At 67.7% G+C, this 21,714-nt stretch carries 20 protein-coding genes and 1 tRNA gene; 6 read left to right on the forward strand and 15 right to left on the reverse strand.

Translation table 11 applies throughout. The features are described 5' to 3' along the window. Positions 1–2: 2 nt before the first annotated feature. From ASF51_RS00545 to topA, 4 genes are read right to left on the reverse strand one after another with little or no spacing between them, the layout of a single operon-like run. Positions 3–1,580: an alpha/beta hydrolase gene (locus ASF51_RS00545; RefSeq protein WP_055923739.1), complete on the reverse strand. Its 1,578-nt coding sequence runs from the start codon at positions 1,578–1,580 to the stop codon at positions 3–5. Further along, positions 1,577–2,734: a DNA polymerase III subunit delta' gene (locus ASF51_RS00550; RefSeq protein WP_055923742.1), complete on the reverse strand. Its 1,158-nt coding sequence runs from the start codon at positions 2,732–2,734 to the stop codon at positions 1,577–1,579. The genes ASF51_RS00545 and ASF51_RS00550 overlap by 4 nt, the downstream gene beginning before the upstream one ends. Before the next feature lie 34 nt (positions 2,735–2,768). Then, positions 2,769–3,422 (reverse strand): dTMP kinase, encoded by a 654-nt coding sequence (tmk, locus tag ASF51_RS00555; RefSeq protein ID WP_055923745.1) that lies wholly within the window; start codon positions 3,420–3,422, stop codon positions 2,769–2,771. Beyond that, positions 3,419–6,340 carry a type I DNA topoisomerase gene (gene topA / locus ASF51_RS00560; RefSeq protein ID WP_055923748.1) on the reverse strand — a complete coding sequence of 974 codons (2,922 nt, stop codon included), beginning with the start codon at positions 6,338–6,340 and terminating at the stop codon, positions 3,419–3,421. Before topA ends, tmk begins: the two co-directional genes overlap by 4 nt. 223 nt (positions 6,341–6,563) lie before the next feature. On the opposite strand from topA, the gene ASF51_RS00565 reads away from it, so the two are divergent. Then, positions 6,564–6,806, forward strand: coding sequence for a hypothetical protein (locus ASF51_RS00565; RefSeq protein WP_055923751.1), 243 nt, complete (start codon positions 6,564–6,566; stop codon positions 6,804–6,806). An 11-nt stretch (positions 6,807–6,817) separates the two neighbouring features. Here the strand turns inward: ASF51_RS00565 and ASF51_RS00570 are convergent, their stop codons facing one another. The 5 genes from ASF51_RS00570 to ASF51_RS00590 form a co-directional block, all read right to left on the reverse strand. Beyond that, positions 6,818–7,597: an Rv3654c family TadE-like protein gene (locus ASF51_RS00570; RefSeq protein ID WP_082479424.1), complete on the reverse strand. Its 780-nt coding sequence runs from the start codon at positions 7,595–7,597 to the stop codon at positions 6,818–6,820. Beyond that, positions 7,594–7,944 (reverse strand): TadE family type IV pilus minor pilin, encoded by a 351-nt coding sequence (locus ASF51_RS00575; protein ID WP_055923756.1) that lies wholly within the window; start codon positions 7,942–7,944, stop codon positions 7,594–7,596. Before ASF51_RS00575 ends, ASF51_RS00570 begins: the two co-directional genes overlap by 4 nt. A gap of 35 nt (positions 7,945–7,979) precedes the next feature. After that, positions 7,980–8,216 carry a DUF4244 domain-containing protein gene (locus tag ASF51_RS00580; RefSeq protein ID WP_082479425.1) on the reverse strand — a complete coding sequence of 79 codons (237 nt, stop codon included), beginning with the start codon at positions 8,214–8,216 and terminating at the stop codon, positions 7,980–7,982. A gap of 99 nt (positions 8,217–8,315) precedes the next feature. Continuing rightward, positions 8,316–9,242 (reverse strand): type II secretion system F family protein, encoded by a 927-nt coding sequence (locus tag ASF51_RS00585; RefSeq protein WP_055923763.1) that lies wholly within the window; start codon positions 9,240–9,242, stop codon positions 8,316–8,318. Beyond that, positions 9,242–10,342 (reverse strand): TadA family conjugal transfer-associated ATPase, encoded by a 1,101-nt coding sequence (locus ASF51_RS00590; RefSeq protein ID WP_082479426.1) that lies wholly within the window; start codon positions 10,340–10,342, stop codon positions 9,242–9,244. The genes ASF51_RS00585 and ASF51_RS00590 overlap by 1 nt, the downstream gene beginning before the upstream one ends. Before the next feature lie 393 nt (positions 10,343–10,735). Here ASF51_RS00590 and acs point away from each other — a divergent pair, with 393 nt between their 5' ends. After that, a complete protein-coding gene (gene acs / locus ASF51_RS00595; protein ID WP_055923766.1) occupies positions 10,736–12,691 on the forward strand; it encodes an acetate--CoA ligase in 1,956 nt (651 codons plus the stop codon). Here acs and ASF51_RS00600 read toward each other — a convergent pair. Both ASF51_RS00600 and ASF51_RS19375 read right to left on the reverse strand, forming a co-directional pair. Beyond that, positions 12,688–13,158: a RidA family protein gene (locus ASF51_RS00600; protein WP_055923769.1), complete on the reverse strand. Its 471-nt coding sequence runs from the start codon at positions 13,156–13,158 to the stop codon at positions 12,688–12,690. The genes acs and ASF51_RS00600 overlap by 4 nt on opposite strands. Continuing rightward, entirely contained in the window at positions 13,158–13,328 is a 171-nt protein-coding gene (locus ASF51_RS19375; protein ID WP_200920280.1) for a hypothetical protein, read from the reverse strand. Before ASF51_RS19375 ends, ASF51_RS00600 begins: the two co-directional genes overlap by 1 nt. 110 nt (positions 13,329–13,438) lie before the next feature. Between ASF51_RS19375 and ASF51_RS00605 the strand changes: the two genes are divergently transcribed. From ASF51_RS00605 to ASF51_RS00615, 3 genes are all read left to right on the forward strand, one after another. Beyond that, entirely contained in the window at positions 13,439–15,916 is a 2,478-nt protein-coding gene (locus tag ASF51_RS00605; protein ID WP_162236909.1) for a transglycosylase domain-containing protein, read from the forward strand. An 8-nt stretch (positions 15,917–15,924) separates the two neighbouring features. Continuing rightward, complete coding sequence (locus ASF51_RS00610; RefSeq protein WP_055923777.1) at positions 15,925–16,869, forward strand: metallophosphoesterase; 945 nt, start codon at positions 15,925–15,927, stop codon at positions 16,867–16,869. A 56-nt stretch (positions 16,870–16,925) separates the two neighbouring features. Further along, positions 16,926–17,002: transfer RNA gene (locus ASF51_RS00615), tRNA-Pro, on the forward strand. Between the two features lie 97 nt (positions 17,003–17,099). Here the strand turns inward: ASF51_RS00615 and ASF51_RS00620 are convergent. Genes ASF51_RS00620 through ASF51_RS00635 form a run of 4 tightly spaced genes read right to left on the reverse strand, consistent with a single transcriptional unit; the run spans position 17,100 to position 20,648 of the window. Continuing rightward, a complete protein-coding gene (locus ASF51_RS00620; protein WP_055923780.1) occupies positions 17,100–17,714 on the reverse strand; it encodes a thymidine kinase in 615 nt (204 codons plus the stop codon). A gap of 52 nt (positions 17,715–17,766) precedes the next feature. Then, complete coding sequence (locus tag ASF51_RS00625; RefSeq protein ID WP_082479428.1) at positions 17,767–18,861, reverse strand: Rv2578c family radical SAM protein; 1,095 nt, start codon at positions 18,859–18,861, stop codon at positions 17,767–17,769. A 39-nt stretch (positions 18,862–18,900) separates the two neighbouring features. Beyond that, positions 18,901–19,860 carry a ThiF family adenylyltransferase gene (locus tag ASF51_RS00630; RefSeq protein ID WP_055923783.1) on the reverse strand — a complete coding sequence of 320 codons (960 nt, stop codon included), beginning with the start codon at positions 19,858–19,860 and terminating at the stop codon, positions 18,901–18,903. Further along, complete coding sequence (locus ASF51_RS00635) at positions 19,860–20,648, reverse strand: GNAT family N-acyltransferase (RefSeq protein ID WP_055923786.1); 789 nt, start codon at positions 20,646–20,648, stop codon at positions 19,860–19,862. Before ASF51_RS00635 ends, ASF51_RS00630 begins: the two co-directional genes overlap by 1 nt. A 203-nt stretch (positions 20,649–20,851) precedes the next feature. Between ASF51_RS00635 and ASF51_RS00640 the strand changes: the two genes are divergently transcribed. Continuing rightward, positions 20,852–21,709, forward strand: a complete 858-nt coding sequence (locus tag ASF51_RS00640) for a hypothetical protein (RefSeq protein ID WP_082479429.1) — start codon at positions 20,852–20,854, stop codon at positions 21,707–21,709. The last annotated feature ends 5 nt before the right edge of the window (positions 21,710–21,714 follow it).

Consider the following 21,714-nt stretch of genomic DNA (forward strand, 5'->3'; position numbering starts at 1 on the left):
CGTCAGCTCGTGCACCGCGGATCGGACGCCGGCACGGTGCCGCTGATGAAGTACGCGTCGACGACCCCCTTCACACAGCTCGACGAGCCGTAGGCCGTGTGCCCCTCACCGACGAACGTGACCAGCTGGCCGCTCGACAGCTGACCTGCGAGGCCCTCTGCCCAGGCATAGGGTGTGGCCGGGTCGCCGGTGGTGCCCACGACGATGATCGGCGCCGCGCCCTGCGCCGTCACGGCGTGAGGAGTGCGGGTGGACTTGTCGGGCCAGACGTCGCACGAGATGTCGCCGTAGCTCCACCACGGTCCGATGGTGGGAGCGGCCGCGACGAGGTCGGCGTTCTGCTTCTGCACGACGGCCGGGTCGTTCGTGTACTGGTAGTCGAGGCAGTTGATCGCCGTGAAGGCCTCGGTCGAGTTGTCGGAGTACGTGCCGTCGGGGTTGCGTCCGTTGTAGCCGTCGGCGAACTGCATGGCGTAATCGGCGTTGCCCGCCATGACGTCGGAGAACATGTCGCTCAGGAAGTCCCATGCGGTGGCGTCGTAGAGCGGGTAGATGATGGCGGTGAGCAGGCTCGACGATCCGAGCTGCCGCCCGTCGCCGGCACGAATCGGGCTGGCGTCGACCTGCGCCAGGAGATCGCCGATCTTCGCCATACCGTCGTCGACGGACCCGTCGAACGGGCAGGAGGACTTCGTGAGGCAATCGGCCATGTAGGCCTTCATCGCGTTCTCGAAACCGACGGCCTGCCCCACGCTCACATCGAAGTTGCTCGACGTCGGGTCGAGGGCTCCGTCGAGCACGAGCCTGCCGACCTTCTGCGGGTAGAGATCGGCGTAGGTCGAGCCGAGGAACGTTCCGTAGGAGTAGCCGAGGTAGTTGAGTTTGCTGTCGCCGAGGGTGGCGCGGAGCAGGTCGAGGTCGCGGGCCGCACTGACGGTGTCGACGTGCCCGAGCAGCTCGGGGCTGTTCTTCTCGCACGAGGCGGCGAACTGCGTGGACGAGGCGGTGTAGGCGTCGAGCCACTGCTGAGAGCCCCGCTCGCCGGGGAGCACATCGTAGAGATAGGAGTCCATCTCGGAGTCGGTGAGGCAGCTGATGGCCGAGGAGCGCCCGACGCCGCGAGGATCGAATCCGACCACGTCGTATTGCGCCTGCAGGGTGTCGCTCACCGCGAAGCTGAGGCTGTCTTTCACGAAGTCGTAGCCGGAGCCGCCCGGGCCGCCGGGGTTGACGAGAAGGGAGCCGAGTCGCTCCCCCGGACCACTGGCCGGATGCTTGACGAGCGCCAGTTTGATCTCGGAGGTCGACGGGCTCTGCCAGTCGAGCGGGGCAGTGGCCTCTGCGCACTGGAACCCGCCTCCGCAATCGGTCCAGCTGAGCACCTGGTCGTAGAACGGCCGGAGCTCGGCGGCGACGTCTTCGGCGGCAGGAGTCGACTCGGCGACCGGCCTGTCGCTGCCACCCGACGACGAGCGATCGACGAACCACGTCGAGCACCCGGAGACGAGAACGGCCACCGCGAGCGCGGCCACGGCGAGAGAGACGGACCGTCGCCTGCGGCGCGGAGTGTGGGCTGTCACGGGGTTGTCCTTCGTTGGCGGGTCGTGGTGATGAGGGCGGCCTCGAGTGCGAGCGCGGGGGCGACGTTGGCGGAGATGCGCCGGCGCGCCACGGCGAACGCGTCGAGCACCGCGAGGGTGTCGGCGGGATCGCTGGCGGCCGCGACCTCGTCGAGACGCGACTGGATGGCGGAGTTGATGGTCGGAAGCTCGGACTGCAGCTGAACGAGCAGGATGTCACGGTAGAGCGACATCAGGTCGACGAGGATGCGGTCGAGCCCGTCGCGCAGGCTGCGAGTCGCCCGCCGCTTCTGGTCGTCTTCGAGCGTCTTGATCTGCGAGCGCAGGGCGGGCGGAACGGCCTGGCCCGCCTCGACCCCCATCGACCTCAGGGTGCTCTCGCGTTCTTCGGCGTCTCGCTCGAGCGTGATCGCCTTGGCGTCGTCGCCGGCGATCTCCATGAGCCGGGCCGCGGCCACCACGGCCTGCGGCACGTTCTGGATGCCGAGCGCCAGACTCAGGGTCTCGTCGCGTCGGGCGCGCGCCTCGTCGTTCGTGGCCAGCCGGTGTGCCATGCCGATGTGGCTCTGCGCCTCGCGCGCGGCGCGCTCTGCGGTGTGCGCATCGACCCCGTCGCGCCTCTGGATGAGGGCGGCGACCTCGTCGACCCGCGGCACGCGAAGGCGCACCGAGCGCACCCGCGACCGGATGGTGGGGATGAGGTCGGCCTCGCTGGGCGCGCAGAGGATCCACACGGTTCGCTCGGGTGGCTCCTCGAGAGCCTTCAGCAGCACGTTGCTCGTGCGTTCGACCATGCGGTCTGCGTCTTCGATGACCATGACCCTGTAGCGACCGACAGATGGAGAGAACTGGGAGCTCGAGACGAGCTTGCGCACCTCGTCGATCGAGATGATGACGCGCTCGGTCGTGAGCACGGCCAGGTCGGGATGCGTGCGCGCATCGACCTGGCGGGTGGTGGCCGGGTCTCCGTCGGCGCCATGCCGGCTGAGCAGCGCGGCAGCGAAGGCGTAGGCGAGGTTCGAGCGACCTGACCCCGGAGGGCCGGTGATGAGCCAGGAGTGGGTCATGGCGTCACCCGAGTTCGCGGGATCTGCGGCGGCCCGGAAGATGGCGATCGCATCGTCCTGGCCTGTCAAGTCGTCCCACACGGTCATACCGACAACCTACCCGCCGCCGGCGACACAGCCCTCAGGATGCGTCCGTTCCCGCAGGATGCCGGGACAGCAGCGGCTCGACGACACCGCGGATGCGGGCGGCGAGAGTCTCGGCGGGCAGCGATGCGTCGAGCACGAGGAATCGATCGGGCTCCTTGGCCGCGAGATCGAGGAACGCCGCCCGCACCCTGGCGTGGAACTCGCTCTTCTCGTTCTCGAGTCTGTCGAATCGGGTGCGTGCGCCGTCGAGTCGGCGGCGCGCCTCGGTCTCGTCGAGGTCGAGCAGAATCGTGAGGTCGGGAAGCAGACCCTCGGCCGCCCAGAGCGACAGGTGCCTGATCTCGGCTGAGTCGAGCACGCGCCCTGCGCCCTGGTAGGCGACAGACGAGTCGAGGTACCTGTCCTGGATGACGACGTCGCCGCGGTCGAGCGCCGGTCGCACCTTGGTGCTGATGTGGTGCGCACGATCGGCCGCGTAGAGGAGCGCCTCGGCCCGGGGACTGATGTCGCCGCGGCTGTGCAGCACGATCTCGCGCACCTCGGTGCCGAAATCGGTGCCGCCCGGTTCGCGGGTTCGCACCACGGTGCGGTGCTCGCCCACCAGCCACGCCTCGAGAAGCGCCGCCTGAGTCGATTTTCCCGAGCCGTCGCCGCCCTCGAGAGTGATGAAGAGTCCGGGCGAGGTCACGTCGTCGGCGCGGCCTTCTTCACGGGGGCCTTCTTCACAGGGGTCTTGCGCACGGCCGGCTTGGCGGCCGTCGTCGATTCCGCGGTCTGACCGGCGACCTTCGGCGCGGCGGCCTTCTTCACCGGAGCCTTCTTGGCCACGGTCTTCTTCACCGGAGCCTTCTTGGCGGGCGCCTTCTTCGCGGCCGTCTTGCGCGGGGCTGCCGGCCCCTTGGCGCGCTTGTCTGCCAGCAGCTGCACCGCCCGCTCGAAGTCGACCTCTTCGACGGTCTCGCCCTTCGGGATGGTCGCGTTGGTGACGCCATCCGTCACGTAGGCGCCGAAGCGGCCGTCCTTGATTCGGATCGGCTTGCCGCTCTCGGGGTCGGCCTCGAACTCCTTGAGGGCCGACGAGGCACGGCGGGCCCCGTACTTCGGCTGGGCGAACAGCTCGAGGGCACCCGGCAGGTCGATCTCGAAGATCATGTCTTCGCTGGTGATGGAGCGGGTGTCTGCACCCTTCTTCAGGTAGGGACCGAACTTGCCGTTCTGGGCGGTGATCGGTTCGCCCGACTCCGGGTCGTCGCCGACGATGCGCGGCAGGTCGAGCAGGCGCAGAGCCGTCTCGATGTCGATCGTGGCCAGGTCCATCGACTTGAACAGCGAGGCGGTGCGCGGCTTGGGCGCTGTGCTCTTCTTGGCCGCGGGCTTGCGGGCGGGGGCCTTCTTCGCCGTTCCGTCGGCGGGCGCCACCGGAGCCGGCTCGGCGGCTGCGGCGACCTCGACGGGTGTCTCCGGCTCGGGGTCGACCTCGGTCACATAGGGACCGAATCGCCCGTCTTTCGCCACGACGTTCTTGCCGGTCTCGGGGTTGACGCCGATGACACGGTCGACGACCACGGGGGCGTCGATGAGTTCGCGGGCCTTGGTCTCGGTCAGCTCGTCGGGGGCGAGCTCCGCGGGGATGTTGACGCGGCGGGGCACCGCGTCTTCTGCGGCGCCCTCTTCGCGCACTTCGAGGTACGGGCCGTACTTGCCGATGCGGAGGGTGATGTCGGGCGCGATGACGACCGAGTTGACCGTGCGCGCATCGATGTCGCCGAGGTTGTCGATGACGTTGCGCAGGCCGCGGTGGCCCTCGTTGCCGAAGTAGAAGCCGTTGAGCCAGTCGACTCTGTCTTCCTCTCCACCGGCGATGCGGTCGAGGTCGTTCTCGAGCGTCGCCGTGAAGTCGTAGTTCACGAGGTCGCCGAAATAGTCCTCGAGCAGGCGCACGACGGAGAACGCGATCCAGCTCGGCACGAGCGCCTGGCCTCGCGGTGTGACGTAGCCCCGGTCGATGATGGTCGAGATGATCGACGCATAGGTGGAGGGGCGTCCGATGCCGAGCTCGTCGAGCGTCTTCACCAGGCTCGCCTCGGTGTAGCGCGGGGGCGGCGAGGTCTCGTGGCCCGCGGCGTCGACCGACACGGCGCGCAGCAGCTGGCCCTCCTTGAGCGGCGGCAGCTTGGCCTCGGCGGGCTCGGCCGGACCGTTGCGGTCTTCGTCTTGGCCCTCTTCGTAGGCGTGCAGGAAGCCACGGAAGGTGATGACCGTTCCGCTGGCCGTGAACTCCGCGAGCGCGGGCTCGGTCATGCCCTCGACGGCGGTCGGCCCCGCAGCGATGGTGACGGATGCCGTCACACCTTTCGCATCGGCCATCTGCGACGCGACCGTGCGCTTCCAGATGAGGTCGTAGAGCTTGAAGTCGTTGCCGCGCAGCGTCGACGACAACTGCGTGGGCGTGCGGAACGTCTCGCCGGCGGGCCGGATCGCCTCGTGGGCTTCCTGCGCGTTCTTGCCCTTGCCCGCGTAGAGGCGCGGCTTGTCGGGAACGGTCTCTGCGCCGTACAGCGACTTGGCCTGCGAGCGTGCGGCGTTCAGCGCCTGCTGCGACAACGACGGAGAGTCGGTTCGCATATAGGTGATGTACCCGTTCTCATAGAGCGACTGGGCGACGCTCATGGTCTGCCGGGCCGAGAAGCGGAGCTTGCGCGAGGCCTCCTGCTGCAACGTGGAGGTGGTGAAGGGCGCGGCGGGTCGACGCGTGTAGGGCTTCGAATCGACCGACGCGACGGTGATGTTCACTCCGGGGGCGGCCAGGGCCGCCGCAAGCGCCTTGGCGCCGGCCTCATCGAGGGCGACGGCCTTCGACTTGAGCTTGCCGTTCTCGTCGAAGTCTCGACCGGAGGCGATGCGTTCCCCGTTGACGCGGGCGAGCCGCGACTCGAAGCCCTCCGACGTAGACAGCTGTTCGAGTTCGGGCGAGAGCTGGGCGGTGAGGTCCCAGTATCCGGCGGCCGTGAACGCCAGGCGCTCCCGCTCGCGCTCGACGACGAGCCGTGTCGCCGCCGACTGCACCCGGCCGGCGGAGAGGCCCGGACCGATCTTGCGCCAGAGGACCGGCGAGACCTCGTAGCCGTAGAGACGGTCGAGGATGCGGCGGGTCTCCTGCGCGTCGACGAGCGCGCCGTCGATCTGGCGGGTGTTGTCGCGCGCCTTCTCGATCGCCTCGCGGGTGATCTCGTGGAACACCATGCGGTGCACGGGAACCTTGGGCTTCAGCACCTCGAGGAGGTGCCACGCGATGGCCTCGCCCTCGCGGTCTTCATCAGTTGCGAGGTAGAGCTCGCTGGCGCCGGCCAGGGCTTTCTTCAGCTCGGCGACGGTCTTCTTCTTGGCGTCGCTGACCACGTAGTAGGGCGCGAAGCCCTTCTCGACGTCGACGGAGAACTTGCCGAGCGAGCCGGTCTTCAGCTCGGCGGGCAGGTTCTTGGGCTCGATGAGGTCGCGGATGTGACCGACGGACGCCTGCACCTCGAAGCCGTCGCCGAGATACTGGGCGATGGACTTGACCTTGGTCGGGGACTCGACGATCACGAGCTTTTTCGGGCCTGGCACGGTGCTCCTCAGCAGGAAATAGAGATTCGAACCACTCGCGACAATCTCGGGTAAGCGTCTTCGGCGGGATTCGTCGGGCACTGCAGGCCCGTCTGCCACACCATACACACCTCTTTACCCTGATTGCCTAATTGTGCGGTTGCTCGGGAAGCGGCGGGGAGCCCTTGCGGATGTCGCTCCGGCGAGGAAGATGGAAGCCGACCCTCAAAGGAGAGGATGCACCATGGCATCGACAGAATACGGAAGCTATACCGCGAAACTCACGGACGGGCCCCTCGAGGGGCGCACCGTGCGCACGGAGTTCACCGACGCGGGCGAGCCGCTCGCCCGGCTCGAGATTCCGGCCGGCAGCGCCAAGCGCTACCTCTATATGCGCGGCAGCGGCGTGGAGTACAACGGCGAGGGTCACAACGCCGCCCTGCCCTCTGCGGTGGACTATCGGTTCATCGAGGCCCGGCTGGGCTGACGCGGGCCTCATCACCCCGTGTAGTTCCAGTGCCAGGGCTCGTCGGGGTCGGTGAGCGGCTCGAATCCGAACTGCGATGCGTTGGCCGCCAGCCACGTGTGCGGGTGCGCCCAGCGGACGACGGGCGGATTCACGAAGTCGACGGCGGTGCCCTCGCCATGGTTCGACGTGCCGGGGATGGCGGCACGTGGCCACCCGTACTGGTCGAAGACCCTCTGCTGCTCGGCGAGGTCGCGGTACCCCTCGTCGACCGGCAGGTAGTCGCCTGTCTCGGCGTGGTAGGCCTCGAGAAGACGCAGCAGGGCGGCGGCGACATCGGATCTCAGGCGCACGGGTGGACTCTCGCGGACGCCCGGGTAGACGACCGGCACGAGCTCGTCGTCTGGCATCGCGCCGTTCGCCACCGTCGGTTTCGCCCGGGGCACGGCGGCGCGGGCTGTGACCGAGAAGCTCGTCGCGAGGATCGAACGACCGACCGCTACCGTCGCCTCGGAATCGCTCACATCGCACCGCAGCAGCGTCGTGCCATTGAGCGATGCCGCCTCCGCCGCGATCGAGCATGACCGCTCCGCCGTCGAACGCGAGGCGGACTCGGCCGCGGCGATGGCGGCCGAGTCGGCGGCCGCGTGGACGGCGGCCTTGGCGGGCAGCACCGAGAAGAGGGTCAGCGCAAGAACCGAGAAGGCCAGGACACCCGCGGCCATCGCGAGCGCGAGCACTCCGCCCGCTCCCCCGTCGTCGGCGAGCCGTCGACGGAGATGCGCCTTAGGAAGAGCCAGGCGACGAGTCATTGGCCTCCTCCGAGTGCGCAGGTCGTCGACGCGACCGGGATCGCGGCGATCACCGATGGGCCGGAGCCCGCCGACGTCGTGACGGTCGCACACACGAAGCGCCCGTCGACGCGCGACGAGAGCTCGGCCTGCCCTCCCAGGAGTTTCGAGACCGTGTCGGCAGCGCCGGCGTCGTCGCCCCTGCCGAGCAGCCGGGCCGCCGACGACGCGGCGTCGGCGACCCTCATCTGCTGCACGATGAGCTGGAATCCCCCGAGCAGGGCGGCCACGATGACGAGCACGGCCGGAAGCACCGTGACGAACTCCAGGGTGACGCTGCCGTCGTCGCCTCGAAAACCGCGAACCATGTGACGGAGACTCTGCCGCATCGCGCCTTCCCCTCTCAGCCCGCGACGCTCAAGGCCGTGCTGACGAGATCCATGAGGATCTGCTTCACGGCATCGCCACGAAGGATCGTGACGAGCAGGCCGGCCAGACCGACGGCCGCCATGGTGGCGATGACGTATTCCGCCGTCGCGGCCCCCTCGTCGTCGCCGAGCAGCCGCACGGCGTGAACGGTGCGCCCGACCCGCACGGCCGATCGTGTTCTTCGAGGGGAGATCTGTGTTGTGATGCTCATCGCTTTTCTCTCTTTCGGTCTCGGCACGAGCTGCTGAATGCGCCCAGCCTCGCCGATGCGGGGACGCCGCATCGATGGGCGAGCGGGATCTGTGGCCGATCACGAGAGTTCGACCATGGTGGAGGAGAAGACCGCGATCATGAGCGGGGCGACGCCCAGAAGCATGAACGCGGGCAGCACGCACACCCCGAGCGGGATCATGAGGGTGGTCGAGAGGGTCGCCGCCTTGGCCTGCGCCCGGCTCGTCGCCTCGCGTCTGATCTGCAGCGCCTCGCTCTGCAGGAGTTCTGCCGCCGGGACCCCGGCGACCCGTGAGAGCTCGAGCACTCGATCTATGCGGTCCGAATCGTCGGGTTCTCCGAGCGCGTTCGCCCGATGCGCCTCGGTCGCCAGTTCGCGGGCACGCAGGAGGGATCCGCCTCCGGCCAGCGCGACGGCCACCAGCTGGGCGGTGAGGCCCGGCGACGATTCAGGCGGCCGGGCCCGCGCGACGAGGCGAGAAGTCCACCGTGCGGCGGCGACCGAGAGCACTGCGCCGACGACGAGGCAGACGAGCCCCGCCGTCGTGCCGAACAGAACGCCGATCGTGTCGAAGCCCAGGAGCGCTCCGAACACCAGCCCGAGCAGGGGCATCACACCGACGAAGCGGGCCGTCGACCGGGGCCCCGCGAGGGCGGCGTCGACGTCGCGGTGCAGCCGTCCGAGCTGGCGCAGGGAGTCGGCGATCTGCCTGAGGGTGGCCGCGAGCGGAGCCCCGCTCTCGCTCGCGACGAACCAGGCCGCCGCCACGGCCCTCCAGGCGGAACCCGTTCTGTCGGCGCTCGGACCGGTCGCCGCCGCCGCGATCGCCGCGGGGATCGACGCGCCCGCCGCGATCGACGCCGTGACGGCATCGACGACAGGCGACCCGTCGACGTCTCTCAGATAGCGCCACGCGTTCGCGGGCGCCACGCCCGCCCCGAGCATGACCGCCAGCCGCTGCACGACCGATGCGACGGCCTCGACCGCGCGCGCATCGTCGGCCATCAGCCGACCGACTCGACCCGGAGGCGACCCGCGGGATCGAGACCGAAGCGGCCCACGGCATCCAGACGCCGCATCGCACCGCGGCGCTCGAGGTGGAGCACCAGACCGATCGCGCTCACGGCCTGCCTGGCCACCGTCTCAGGGGTCATCGCCGCGAGGGAGCCGAGCGCCTCGAGCCTGGCCGGCACATCGTCGAGGGAGTTCGCGTGCAGCGTTCCGGCTCCGCCGTCGTGGCCCGTGTTGAGCGCCGCCAGCAGTTCGCGGATCTCGCCGCCGCGGCACTCGCCCAGAACGAGCCGGTCGGGCCGCATGCGCAGCGCCTCGCGAAGCAGGCGATCAAGGCCGACGCCGCCGGCACCCTCGAGGTTCGGCTGGCGCGTCTCGAGGGCGATGAAATGGGGGTGCTCGACGCGGAGCTCGGCGACGTCTTCGACCGCGATGATGCGGTCGCCCGGGTCTGCGGAGGCCAGGAGAGCCGACAGGAACGTCGTCTTTCCGCTGCCGCCCGCGCCTGTGATCAGCAGGTTGACGCGGCGTGCGACCGCGTCGTCGATGAAGGAGCGGGCGCTCTCGGCCTCGGCGCCCTCGCCGAAGAGCCCGGATGCCGTCAGCGAGTCGAGCCGCGGCCTGTCGAGCGGCGGAATGCGGATGGACAGCAGCGTTCCCCTCGGGGCGATCGGGGGAAGCGCCGCGTGCACCCGGATGCCGTCATGCAGCCGGACATCGGCGCACGGGGTGGCCTCGTCGATGTGGCGACCGCCCCGGGCGACGATGGCCACCGCGAGCTCGCGCAGCCTGGCCTCGTCGGGGCACGACCAGTCGGCCTGCCGCACGAGGCCGGCTCCCCTGTCGACCCACAGGTCGTCGGGGCCGTTGACGAACACGTCGGTCACCGCGGGATCGCGCACGTAACGGGCGAGCGGCCCGAAGTCGGATGCGCCGGCTCGGCCGGGCGGGCCGGGATCGAAGCCCGTGCCCGCACCGGGGGGAGGCGATGCGGGCACGGGTCGAGGCGCGCTCAGCACGGGTGCCGCGACGAAGGGTTCGCGCTCGTGCGCTGCCTCGTCTGGGTCGATGTCCGTGGTCTGTCTGCGCGCCATGGAATCGACCGTAGGAGCGGCAGGAGGAAGGCTCCGCCGACGGCCGCGCTGATGTGGATGAATCACGCGCCGCCCGCTTGTGCAGGAGAAGAAGCACGGCCCGAAGCACGGCCGTTAAAAAGAAGGGGCGGCACCTAATGGGGGGAAAAGGTGCCGCCGTAGCAACGCTGGATTGGGGGAATCCGTATATGCGTTGCATCTGAAAACGAGTTCCAGTGGAATTGAGTTTACTCGCCCGAAACACAACCGCAACTTCCCTCAGCTTTTTCTCAGCGCACCGCGAGAACACAGGCATGCGGCGCGGGCAACACGATGCAACCCGGGAGCATCTCGCCCGGGGTGCAGGGCTGACTAAGCTGACAGAAGCCGTCGCAAAGGAGCGAACCGAACCCCATGAGCAACCGCATCGACAACCTTCTCCACGAGGCCCGCCGCTTTCCGCCCACCGAGCAGTTCGCCGCGAACGCCGTCGCCGGCGCCGACCTCTACGAGGCCGCCGAAAACGACCGTCTGCAGTTCTGGGCCGACCGTGCGCGAGACCTTCTGCACTGGCACACGCCGTTCACCCGCACCCTCGACTGGAGCAACCCTCCCTTCGCGAAATGGTTCGACGACGGCGCCCTCAACGTGGCGTACAACTGCCTCGATCGCCATGTGCTCGCCGGCAACGGCGATCGTGTCGCGCTGCACTGGGAGGGCGAGCCCGGCGACGCGCGCAGCTACACCTACGCCGAGCTCACCAGCGAGGTGAAGCGCGCCGCCAATCTGCTGACCGCGCTCGGCATCCGCCAGGGCGATCGCGTGGCCATCTACCTGCCGATGATTCCCGAGGCCGTCATCTCCATGCTCGCCGTCGCGCGCATCGGAGCGGTGCACTCCGTGGTGTTCGGCGGATTCAGCGCCGAGAGCCTGCGCAGCCGCATCGACGACGCGAGCGCCAAGCTCGTCATCACCGCCGACGGCGGCTACCGCAAGGGCTCGGTTTTCCCCCTCAAGAACGCGGTGGATGCCGCACTGGCGGCAGGCGGCGAGAGCACCGTCTCGCACGTACTCGTCGTGAAACGCGGCGGCAACGACGTGGACTGGACAGAGGGACGCGACCTCTGGTGGCACGACGAGATGGTGGCCGTCGACGACGAGCACGTGGCGAAGCCCTTCCCCGCCGAGAACCCGCTCTTCATCCTCTACACCTCGGGAACGACGGGCAAGCCGAAGGGCATCCTGCACACCTCGGGCGGCTACCTCACCCAGGCGGCGTTCACGCACAAGGCGGTGTTCGACCTGCACGCCGAGTCCGACGTCTACTGGTGCACCGCCGACGTGGGCTGGATCACGGGCCACAGCTATGTCGTCTACGGCCCACTCGCCAACGGCGCCACCCAGGTGCTCTACGAGGGAACGCCCGACTCGCCCCACCCCGGCCGCTGGTGGGAGATCATCCAGAAGTACGGCGTGTCGATCTTCTACACCGCGCCCACGGCCATCCGGTCGTTCATGAAGGCGGGCCGGCAGATACCTCAACAGTTCGATCTGACGAGCCTGCGCCTTCTCGGCTCGGTCGGCGAGCCCATCAACCCCGAGGCATGGATCTGGTACCGCGACGTGATCGGCGGCGGCGAGACCCCGATCGTCGACACGTGGTGGCAGACGGAGACCGGCGCCATCATGGTCTCCGCCCTGCCCGGGGTGACCACCCTGAAACCGGGCTCAGCGCAGGTCGCGATCCCCGGCATCCGGATCGAGGTTCTCGACGACGACGGCCACGATGTCGGACTCGACTCCGGCGGCCTGCTCGTGGTGAGCGAGCCCTGGCCGTCGATGCTGCGCGGAATCTGGGGAGACCCGGAGCGCTACAAGGAGACCTACTGGGACAAGTTCGGAGACAAATACTTCGCCGGCGATGGAGCTCGCCGCGATCGGGACGGCGACCTCTGGCTGCTCGGCCGGGTCGACGACGTGATGAACGTGTCGGGCCATCGCCTCTCGACCGCCGAGATCGAGTCCGCGCTGGTGTCGCATCCGATGGTCGCCGAAGCCGCCGTCGTCGGAGCCGAGGACGAGGCCACCGGCCAGGCGGTCGTGGCGTTCGTGATCGTGCGCACCAGCCAGGCCGACGTGGCCACGGCGGAGGAGGCCTCAGCCCTGCTGCGTGCCCACGTCGCCGAGCAGATCGGCGCGATCGCCAAACCGCGCACCGTCTTTCTCGTCGCCGAGCTTCCCAAGACCCGCTCGGGCAAGATCATGCGACGCCTGCTGAGAGACGTGGCCGAGGGCCGTGAAGTCGGAGACACCACGACCCTCGCAGACACGCAGGTGATGCAGATCATCACCGACAGGCTCGCTCCCTAGGCGAACTCGACGATGACCTCGATCTCGACAGGAGCGTCGAGCGGCAGGGCGGCTACGCCCACGGCCGAACGAGCGTGGATGCCCCGGTCCCCGAACAGGTCGACCAGAAACTCCGACGCTCCGTTGATCACGCCGGGCTGGCCCGTGAACGACGGGTCGGATGCGACGAATCCGGTCACCTTGACGACCCGCGTCACGCGGTCGAGCGACCCGATCACATTCTCGACCGCGGCGAGCGCGTTGAGAATGGAGGTCTGCGCGAGCGACTTGGCGATCGAGGGCGAGACCAGCTCGTGGCCGTCTCCGACCTTGCCCGTGTACTCGAGGCTTCCGTCGACGAAGGGCAGCTGGCCTGCCGTGAAGACGAGATTGCCCGAGATCACGGCGGGAATGTAGGCGGCGACCGGCGGAACGACCGTAGGGATGGTGATGCCGAGCTCGGCGAGGCGGGCGGCGATGACACTCATCAGGATGCCTCTCCTTCTGTCGCGACCGGTCGCTTGAGGTAGGCGACGAGGCCGCCCTCCGGGCCGGTGACGATCTGCACGAGCTCCCAGCCCTTGGATCCCCAGGTGTTGAGGATTCCGGTGGTGTTGTGGATCATGAGCGGTGTTGTGACGTACTCCCAGGTGGGCATCCGCGTTCCTTTCTGGCGGTTTGCCAGCATTGTCGATTAGTCTCGAGCATATGTCTGCCCCAAAAGCTAAGGCTAGCGGCGTAGTTGGAGCCATCCTCGGCATCGTGGGCATGAGTGCTATTGCAGGCATTCTCGTCACGGCCATGGTTGCTCCCGCGCTCGCGGTCACAGGAATCGCCACGAACAACTCCATCGGCATGTTCGAGAACCTCCCCTCGAACATCCGCCCCGATGTACTCGCGCAGAAGTCCGAGATCTACGCAACGGGCAGTGACGGCACCCCCGTTCTGCTCGCGTCGGTCTTCGACCAGAACCGCGAAGAGGTCTCCTGGGATCAGATCTCCCCCTTCGTGAAAGACGCCGTGGTCTCGGTCGAAGACCCGCGCTTCTACACGCACGGTGGAGTCGACATCATCTCTGCGGCCCGCGCCGCCGCGCAAAGCGCGGCCGGCGGAGACGGCCCTGGCGCATCCACCATCTCGATGCAGTACGTGCGCAACATCCTCATTCAGAAGACCGAGGAGATCCAGGACGAGGCAGAGCGCGACAAGGCGTTCGAAGACGCCACGAAGACCACGGTCGACCGCAAGCTCAAAGAGATGAAGCTGGCCATCGGGCTCGAGAAGGAGTTCACGAAGGACCAGATTCTTCTCGGGTACCTGAACATCTCGAACTTCGGCGGAACGGTGTACGGCATCGAGGCCGCCGCACAGTACTACTACGGGGTCTCCGCCAAGGATGTCTCCCTGGCCCAGGCGGCCAGCCTCGTGGCCATGGTCAACGAGCCCAACGGACTGCGCATCGACCAGCCCGACGCCCCGGAGAAGATCACCGAGAACCAGGCCCGCCGAGACGTCAACATCCTGCCGGCCATGCTCAAGGAGCACAAGATCACGCAGGCGCAGTTCGACGAGGCCATCGCCACGCCTGTCACGCCGAACATCGTGCAGCCCTCGACCGGCTGCAAGACGGCCAACCCCAACTACGGCGCGGGCTACTTCTGCGACTACGTCTCGTACATCGTGAAGAACGACCCTGCATTCGGCGACAGCGCCGAGGCGCGCTGGCAGAAGTTCCGCACCGGCGGCTACCAGATCTTCACCACCCTCGACCTCGACCTGCAGACCGCCGCCATCAACTCGATGAACTCGAACGTTCCCCAGGTCGCCGACCAGCTGAACCTGGGCTCCGCGATGGTCACGGTGCAGCCGGGAACCGGCAAGGTGCTGGCGATGGTGCAGAACAAGACGTTCAACGACGATCCCGAGACCACCCAGCCGAACGAGACGTCGCTCAACCTCAGCACCGACTACGCCTACGGCGGCTCCACAGGCTTCCCCTCCGGATCGACGTACAAGGTCTTCACGCTGGCCGACTGGCTGAAGACGGGCCACTCGCTCAACGAGCAGGTCAACGGAAGCGTGCGCACCTTCAACCTCGCGACCTTCAAGAACCGTTGCGAGGGTTCCGGCGGAGGCCCGTACAAGTCGGCTAACGACGGCTCGGCGAACCCGGGCTCGATGAGTGTGACCGCGGCGACCGCGGCGTCGGTCAACAACGCCTACATCGGCATGGCGCAGAAGCTCGACATGTGCGACATCACCGAGACCGCAGAGTCGTTCGGCATGCACCGAGCCGACGGCACTCCGATGCAGCAGAACGTCTCGAGCGTCCTCGGCACCAACGAGGTGGCTCCGCTGACCGTCGCGGCCGCCTACGCCGGCATCGCCGCCAACGGCCTGTACTGCCAGCCGAAGGCGATCGACCGCATTCTCGACGCGACCGGCGCCGACGTGCCGATCCCCGAGACGACCTGCACCCAGGCAGTGGATCCGAACGTGGCGGCAGCCATGGACGTGGCCATGGCCGCCGTGGTCAACGGCGGCACGGGTGGAGCAGCCAGGCCGGGTGACGGCATCCCGCTCATCGGAAAGACGGGTACCACCGACGGCGAGAAGCACGTCTGGTTCGCCGGCGCCTCCACCACCCTCGCCACCGCCATCTGGGTCGGCAACATCGTCGGAGACGTCTCGGTGCGCTACACGAGCGTGCCGGACTACGGCAACGTGGCCGACATGCGCTTCAGCACCTGGCGCGAGTACATGGGCCAGGCCAACGCCAAGTTCCCCGGAGGCGCATTCCCGACTCCGAACAGCAGCCTGACGGCCACCCCGCAGATCGCGGTGCCCGCCGTGCAGGGCAAGACCATCGCCGAGGCGCAGTCGCTCGTCGAGGCTGCGGGCTTCACGTTCCAAGACGGTGGCGCGACCGACAACGAGGCTCCCGCCGGCACCGCCGCGGGCTCGGTTCCGGCCGGCGGAACAGAAGCCACCAAGGGCTCCACGGTCACCGTCTACACCAGCAACGGGGCGTTGAAGAGCGTTCCCGACGTGGTCTCCGGCTCGAACACCCTCGGCGAGGCGGCCAACAAGCTGGGTCCGGCCGGCTGGAAGTTCGCGGGCACCAAGTATCAGGTGACCGGCGACGGCTGCGACGAGAAGAAGCCGATCGGCACAGAACCCGCCGTCGGGTCGTACGCGAACCCCGCAACCACCGGCGTATACGTCATCGGTTGCAAGAAGAAATAGCGCCACCGGTGGCCTCGTCCCGCACCGTCACGGCCGCCGCGACAGCCCTCGGGCTGACCGCGGCGGCCGGTGCCGCGGCCTTCGCCTGGGGTTCGCTCGTCGAACGCCGGCTCTTCACCCTTCGACGCGTCTCGGCCCCCGTGCTTTCTGCCGGGTCGGCGGACATCCGGGTTCTGCATATCTCAGACCTGCACATGGCCCCCTGGCAGCGCGACAAGCAGGAATGGGTGAGGCGACTCGCCCTGCTTCAGCCCGACCTCATCGTCGACACAGGCGACAACCTGGGTCACACCGACTCCTACGACGCCATCAGCTACGCCCTCGAACCCCTGCGCGGAATACCCGGGGTCTTCGTCAACGGATCGAACGACTACTTCGCCCCCACGTTCAAGAGCCCCCTGCGGTACTTCATGGGCCCCTCGAAGATGCACCGCGATCCGACCCGCCTCGACACGAAGCGGCTCGAGAGCACCTTCGCCGACCTGGGCTGGCAGAACCTCAACAACCGGGCCACGAATCTTGTCGTGAACGGCACCCGTATCGAGTTCTTCGGTGTCGACGACCCGCACCGTCACTACGATCGGCTCGACCGCATTCCGGGAGCGCTCGACGAGCTGCGCGAAGACGAAGACGACGACTACACGGCCGACCTCACGATCGGTGTCACTCACGCGCCATACCAGCGCGTGCTCAACTCTTTCGTGACGCACGGGGCCGACGTCATCTTCGCCGGGCACACCCACGGTGGCCAGGTCTGCGTTCCCGGTTTCGGGGCGCTCATCACGAACTGCGACATTCCGAGAGACCAGGTCAAGGGTCTCAGCGTGTGGCGGCACGGTCTGCGAGCGGCCTATCTGAACGTCTCGGCCGGACTCGGCACATCGATCTACGCGCCCTTCCGCTTCTCGTGCCTGCCCGAGGCCACGCTGCTGACGCTCACCTCCACTCACTGACCGTGCACGCAGCCCCCGCCGAAATCGGCTAGGATGATTGAGGCCTTCGGGCTGATCGGGGTATGGCGCAGCTTGGTAGCGCGCGTCGTTCGGGACGACGAGGTCGCAGGTTCAAATCCTGTTACCCCGACCACAACAGGCTCCCTCTCATTCGAGAGGGAGCCTGTCTGGTTTAAGCCCATCGATCGGGTCAGCGGCGCAGTGATCGGGTCAGCAGCGCGTCGATCGGGTCAGGCGCTCGAGCCGAGCACCCCGCCGCTCTCCTCGAGGTAGCAGACTCCGCACAGCGATTCGTAGGTGACATGCTCGCCGTCGATCGCGACCTGCGCTCCGTCGAACACGAACACGTCGTCGATCTTGCGAGAGTTGAAGATCGCCTTGCGCCCGCAGCGGCAGATGGTCTTCAGCTCTTCGAGACTGTGGGCTATCTCCATGAGCCGCGCACTGCCCGGGAACGCCGAGGTCTGGAAGTCCGTGCGGATTCCGTAGGCGAGAACGGGCACGTCGTCGAGGATGGCGATGCGCAGCGCGTCGTCGACCTGCTCCGGCGTCAGGAACTGCGCCTCGTCGATGAGCAGGCACGAGATGGGGCCGGCGCCGTCGGCGATGGATCGGTCGCGGCGCTCGAGGAAGTCCACCCTGAGCTTCGACTCCGGCGTCACCAGAAAGTCGACGCCGCGCGTGACCCCGAGTCTCGACACGATACGGGTGTCGCCCTTGGTGTCGACCGACGGCTTCGCGATGAGCACGTTCTGGTCGCGCTCCTCGTAGTTGTAGGCGGCCTGGAGCATCGCCGTGCTCTTGCCGCTGTTCATCGCCCCGAACCGGAAGTAGAGTTTCGCCACCGCTCTAGGGTAGTTGCTCTCACGCCGGGCCGACCCCGGCCCACCTGCCGCGTCAGAACAGGGTCGGCTGGCCCTGATCTATCTCTTCGGGAATGATCGCCCCGGCGGACACGGTCGGCCTGCGTGCGAGCTGCGGCCCGCTGAGCCCGATGGCCTTGCTGCGGATGCCGCCCGACGCCGGGTCTTCGATGCCGCGCTGCAGGCCGTGGGCCCGAATCAGCGGCTGGATGCGGGCGGCCAGCCACTTTCTGTACTCCTTCGGCGCATAGCTGTTCGTGCCGTAGTACATGCGCCCGTACTGTTCGACCAGCTCTGGGTGGGCATTCTGAAGCCACTGGAAGAACCAGGGCTTGACCCCCGGCCGCAGGTGCAGGGCCGTGTAGAGCACGGTGGTCGCCCCTGCAGCCTTGATCTGCCCGAGGGCGTGATCGAGGTGGGCCTTCGTGTCGGTGAGGTAGGGCAGGATCGGCATCAGAAACACGCTGCAGTCGAGCCCTGCGTCTCGCACGGCCGTGACCGTGGAGAGTCGGGCCTTGGTGGAGGGAGTGCCCGGTTCGATCGACTGCTGCAGGTCGTCGTCGTAGACGGCGATCGACATGGCGAGGTCGACCGGAACGCGGGTGTTCGCCTCGACCAGCAGTGCGAGATCTCGGCGCAGCAGCGTGCCCTTCGTGAGGATCGAGAACGGCGTGCCCGAGTCGGCGAGGGCAGAGATGATTCCCGGCATCAACCGGTATCGCCCTTCGGCCCGCTGATACGGGTCTGTGTTCGTGCCGAGCGCGACCGGATGCCTCTGCCACGACGGGCGTCGCAGTTCTTTCTCGAGCACCTCGGCGACGTTGAGCTTGACGATGAGCTGGGCGTCGAAGTCCGCACCCGCATCGAGGTCGAGATAGGTGTGCGTCGGACGGGCGAAGCAGTACACGCAGGCGTGGCTGCAGCCCCGATACGGATTGATGGTCCACCCGAAGGGCACGGCTGCCGTCTGCCCCGGGATCTTGTTCAGGGCCGACTTCGCGAGGATCTCGTGGAAGGTGACGCCCGCGAACTCGGGGGTCTGCACTGAGCGCACGAGATTGTTGAGCCGGGCGAGCCCGGGCAACGCCGCGGGCTCGGTCGTCGCTATAGCCTGACCACTCCATCGCATCGAGCCATTCGAACATGTATTCGAATGTCTGTCAAGCGGCTAAGAACCCGAACCCGTTTCGTCTCTGCGGCGATCGATGTCGGCGACGGTGTAGCTGGCGAGCGGATTGCGTCCGAGCTTCTGCCGCGCCGCCGCAACGACGAGGTGGCGCAGATGGCTCCCCCTGCCCGCCCGCAGCACACGCGCGCGGAAGCTGTAGGCATCCATGTATGCCATACGAGGCGCCCACACGGGCGACGGGCGGCGCACGGCCACGCCCCGGGTGAGGTGCAGGAACGCCTGCGCCGACGCGATCGACGACAGCAGGTCGATGCCGATGGCCAGCGACGGCAGAGAGACGGATGCGCCGGCGCCGTCGATCTGCCGCACGGACGAGAGCGCCCGGAGGTCGGAATAGGGCGGCACGTACGGGAGACTCCGAGCAAGATCCATGCTGCGGCCCGCGATCTCGTCGAGCGGCATGCGCTCGTCGAGACCCATGAATCGCTCGAAGGTCCAGGGACCCGTCGGCGCGAACGAGGTGACCTGGGCGGCGAAGCCCACGTTCATGGCCATCAGATCCGGTATCCCCCGCTTTCGGGCGGCCCGCGCGATCAGAACGCCGATCTCGGGCTGGGTGGACTCGGACTCGTCGATGACGAGATCCGCCCCGGCCACGAATTCGTCGATCGAGTCGGGAGTCACGCCCGAGGTGAGCACGGTGACTCGCGCGTCGGGATTGATGTCGAGCACGCGGTCGCGGAAGACCTCGGCCTTGTTGCGGCCGTAGGTCGACGAGCCGGCACCCTCGACCCTGTTCGCGTTCTGAGGCTCGAACACCTCCGGATCGGCGACGGTGAAGCCCGAGACGCCCATTCGAGCGAGTTTCAGCCCGAACTGGAACCCGCCGCCGCCCGCGCCGCCGATCGCCACGCTCGAGGCGATCAGGGCCTTCTGCTCGTCTTCGCTCCAGAATCCGTAGTTGCGTGAGAATTCCGGAGATCGGAACGAGCGGGTCATTACGCCGCGCTCGTCGAGGCGCTGGAGACCCGTCCGACGAACACGAGCCGGGGCTCCGCGGCCAGCAGCCGCTCGACGAGATCGCTGGTTCGAGCCGTCACCGTGGCGGTGGAGGCCTCGACATCGATCTCGATGGGCACGTTGTAGTCGAGGTAGTGCTCGATGAACCTCACGTCGCCGACGCGGTGAATCGTGATGATGCTCTTCAGGTGCCGCTCGAACCACGGCTCGATGATGGCGAAGGCTCGGCCGAGGCCGTGGTTCGTGACGTACGCCAGCATCAGGGCGAAGAGGTGCCACTGTATCGAATCCTGCACGACGGCCTTCTCGTGCCTCGCGATGACGCGGGAGACCTCAACGGCGTTCCACGGCAGCGGCCCGTCGACGAAGGCGTCGGGGCAGAAGTCCTCGACGGGGAGCGGGGCGCCGTGCAGCGAGTCGCCGGCCTTCTCCTGACCTCGCACGATCAGTCTCGAGACCCCGACGACCCGTGTGCCGCTCGGGTGGTTCTCGAGCACGCAGAAGGTCACGGAACGCGAGTCGTCGGCATCGCGATCCGTGCCATCGGGCAGAAGGTCCTTCTCGGAGAGCTGCCCGGTCTGGTCGACGTAGACTCGGCGCCTCAGTTGGAAGTGGGCGAGGTACTCTGCCTCGAGCCCGGGAACGGCGACACCATCGACGGCCAGCACTCCCAGTGCGAGTCGGGAACTCGGCGACGAGTCGAAGACGGTCGACGAGACGATGGGGATGACTGCATCGTTCGTGACGGTCTGATCAACGTGTGACATACCGTCCCTGCATCGTAAGTTCCATGGCACATGTGGAGCTTGCGGACAACTGCGCCCCCTCACCTGTCCCGTTCTTGTTCGATCATATGGCAGACGCGACGTCGTTTGCGGCCGGACAGGTCGCGGAACGCCATCTCCAGCCGCTTCAGAGGCCCCAAAGTTGCTAGTCTGGGCTTCGATACGATCGTGACCGAGGGGACCCCATGCCAGCTGGAGATGCACAGGCCTTCTCGCTCGCGCGCTCGAGCGGACCGCACTCCGAGGAGCGCACGCGCATCCTGTCCATCGCGACCCGCCGCGTGGGCGCATCCGGCCTCGACGTGGGCTTCGAGCAGTCGACGCTCGACGACATCGTGCGCGAGGCACAGGTCTCGTCACGGGTGGCCACCCGCATATGGCCCAGTCACGACGACTTTGTTTACGACCTGTTCACTGAGATCGCTCAGCAGACCCGGCGTGACCTCACCGACACGGAGACCCTCGTCGCGACCTGGGGGTTCCTGAGTTCGCGCCTCAACGATCTGCGCACTCCCGAGGGCCGTCGCAGCATCATGCTCGACGTCGTGCGAACCGCGGCGGAGCAGAATCTCGAGGAGGTCGCGACATCCGCTGCCTGGAGAAGCTATGCGAGCCTGTCGCTCACGATCCTCTCCCGCCCCGAGAGCCCCGGCCGAGCCGCCGTGCTCGAGGCCCTGCGCAACAGCGAGCTCGCCTTCATCGACACGATGGAGATGTTCTACCGCAACATCATGGCCACGGTCGGCTACCGGCTCAAAGAAGAGTTCCATAACGACTACCATCCCTTCGTGGTCGCCACGGCGGCCGTCGTCGAGGGTCTGGGCATCTCGCGCACGACCGTGCCCGAGATCGTGGACTCGCACTTCTCGCGTGCGGGCGAGAGCGAGGGCAACTCCTGGTCGCTCGTGTCGCTCGCCTTCGTCGGCGTGATCGAGGCATTCGTCGAGTTCGACCCCGATTACGAGCCCGAAGAGGCGATCTCCCGCCTCAGCGGCGGCGTCGACGTGACGCCGTCTCCCGCCGAGAACCCTCAGGGCTACTAGGCGCG

This window comes from Agreia sp. Leaf283 (assembly GCF_001422485.1).
Lineage (GTDB): Bacteria > Actinomycetota > Actinomycetes > Actinomycetales > Microbacteriaceae > Agreia.

Coding starts and splice junctions, on each gene's coding strand:
- ASF51_RS00550 (WP_055923742.1), bottom strand. CDS start 2,734: ATGACCGTGTGGGACGACTTGACAGGCCAGGACGATGCGATCGCCATC.
- ASF51_RS00565 (WP_055923751.1), top strand. CDS start 6,564: ATGGCATCGACAGAATACGGAAGCTATACCGCGAAACTCACGGACGGG.
- ASF51_RS00570 (WP_082479424.1), bottom strand. CDS start 7,597: ATGACTCGTCGCCTGGCTCTTCCTAAGGCGCATCTCCGTCGACGGCTC.
- ASF51_RS00575 (WP_055923756.1), bottom strand. CDS start 7,944: ATGGTTCGCGGTTTTCGAGGCGACGACGGCAGCGTCACCCTGGAGTTC.
- ASF51_RS00580 (WP_082479425.1), bottom strand. CDS start 8,216: ATGAGCATCACAACACAGATCTCCCCTCGAAGAACACGATCGGCCGTG.
- ASF51_RS00585 (WP_055923763.1), bottom strand. CDS start 9,242: ATGGCCGACGATGCGCGCGCGGTCGAGGCCGTCGCATCGGTCGTGCAG.
- ASF51_RS00590 (WP_082479426.1), bottom strand. CDS start 10,342: ATGGCGCGCAGACAGACCACGGACATCGACCCAGACGAGGCAGCGCAC.
- acs (WP_055923766.1), top strand. CDS start 10,736: ATGAGCAACCGCATCGACAACCTTCTCCACGAGGCCCGCCGCTTTCCG.
- ASF51_RS00600 (WP_055923769.1), bottom strand. CDS start 13,158: ATGAGTGTCATCGCCGCCCGCCTCGCCGAGCTCGGCATCACCATCCCT.
- ASF51_RS19375 (WP_200920280.1), bottom strand. CDS start 13,328: ATGCCCACCTGGGAGTACGTCACAACACCGCTCATGATCCACAACACC.
- ASF51_RS00605 (WP_162236909.1), top strand. CDS start 13,439: ATGAGTGCTATTGCAGGCATTCTCGTCACGGCCATGGTTGCTCCCGCG.
- ASF51_RS00625 (WP_082479428.1), bottom strand. CDS start 18,861: ATGCGATGGAGTGGTCAGGCTATAGCGACGACCGAGCCCGCGGCGTTG.
- ASF51_RS00630 (WP_055923783.1), bottom strand. CDS start 19,860: ATGACCCGCTCGTTCCGATCTCCGGAATTCTCACGCAACTACGGATTC.
- ASF51_RS00635 (WP_055923786.1), bottom strand. CDS start 20,648: ATGTCACACGTTGATCAGACCGTCACGAACGATGCAGTCATCCCCATC.
- ASF51_RS00640 (WP_082479429.1), top strand. CDS start 20,852: ATGCCAGCTGGAGATGCACAGGCCTTCTCGCTCGCGCGCTCGAGCGGA.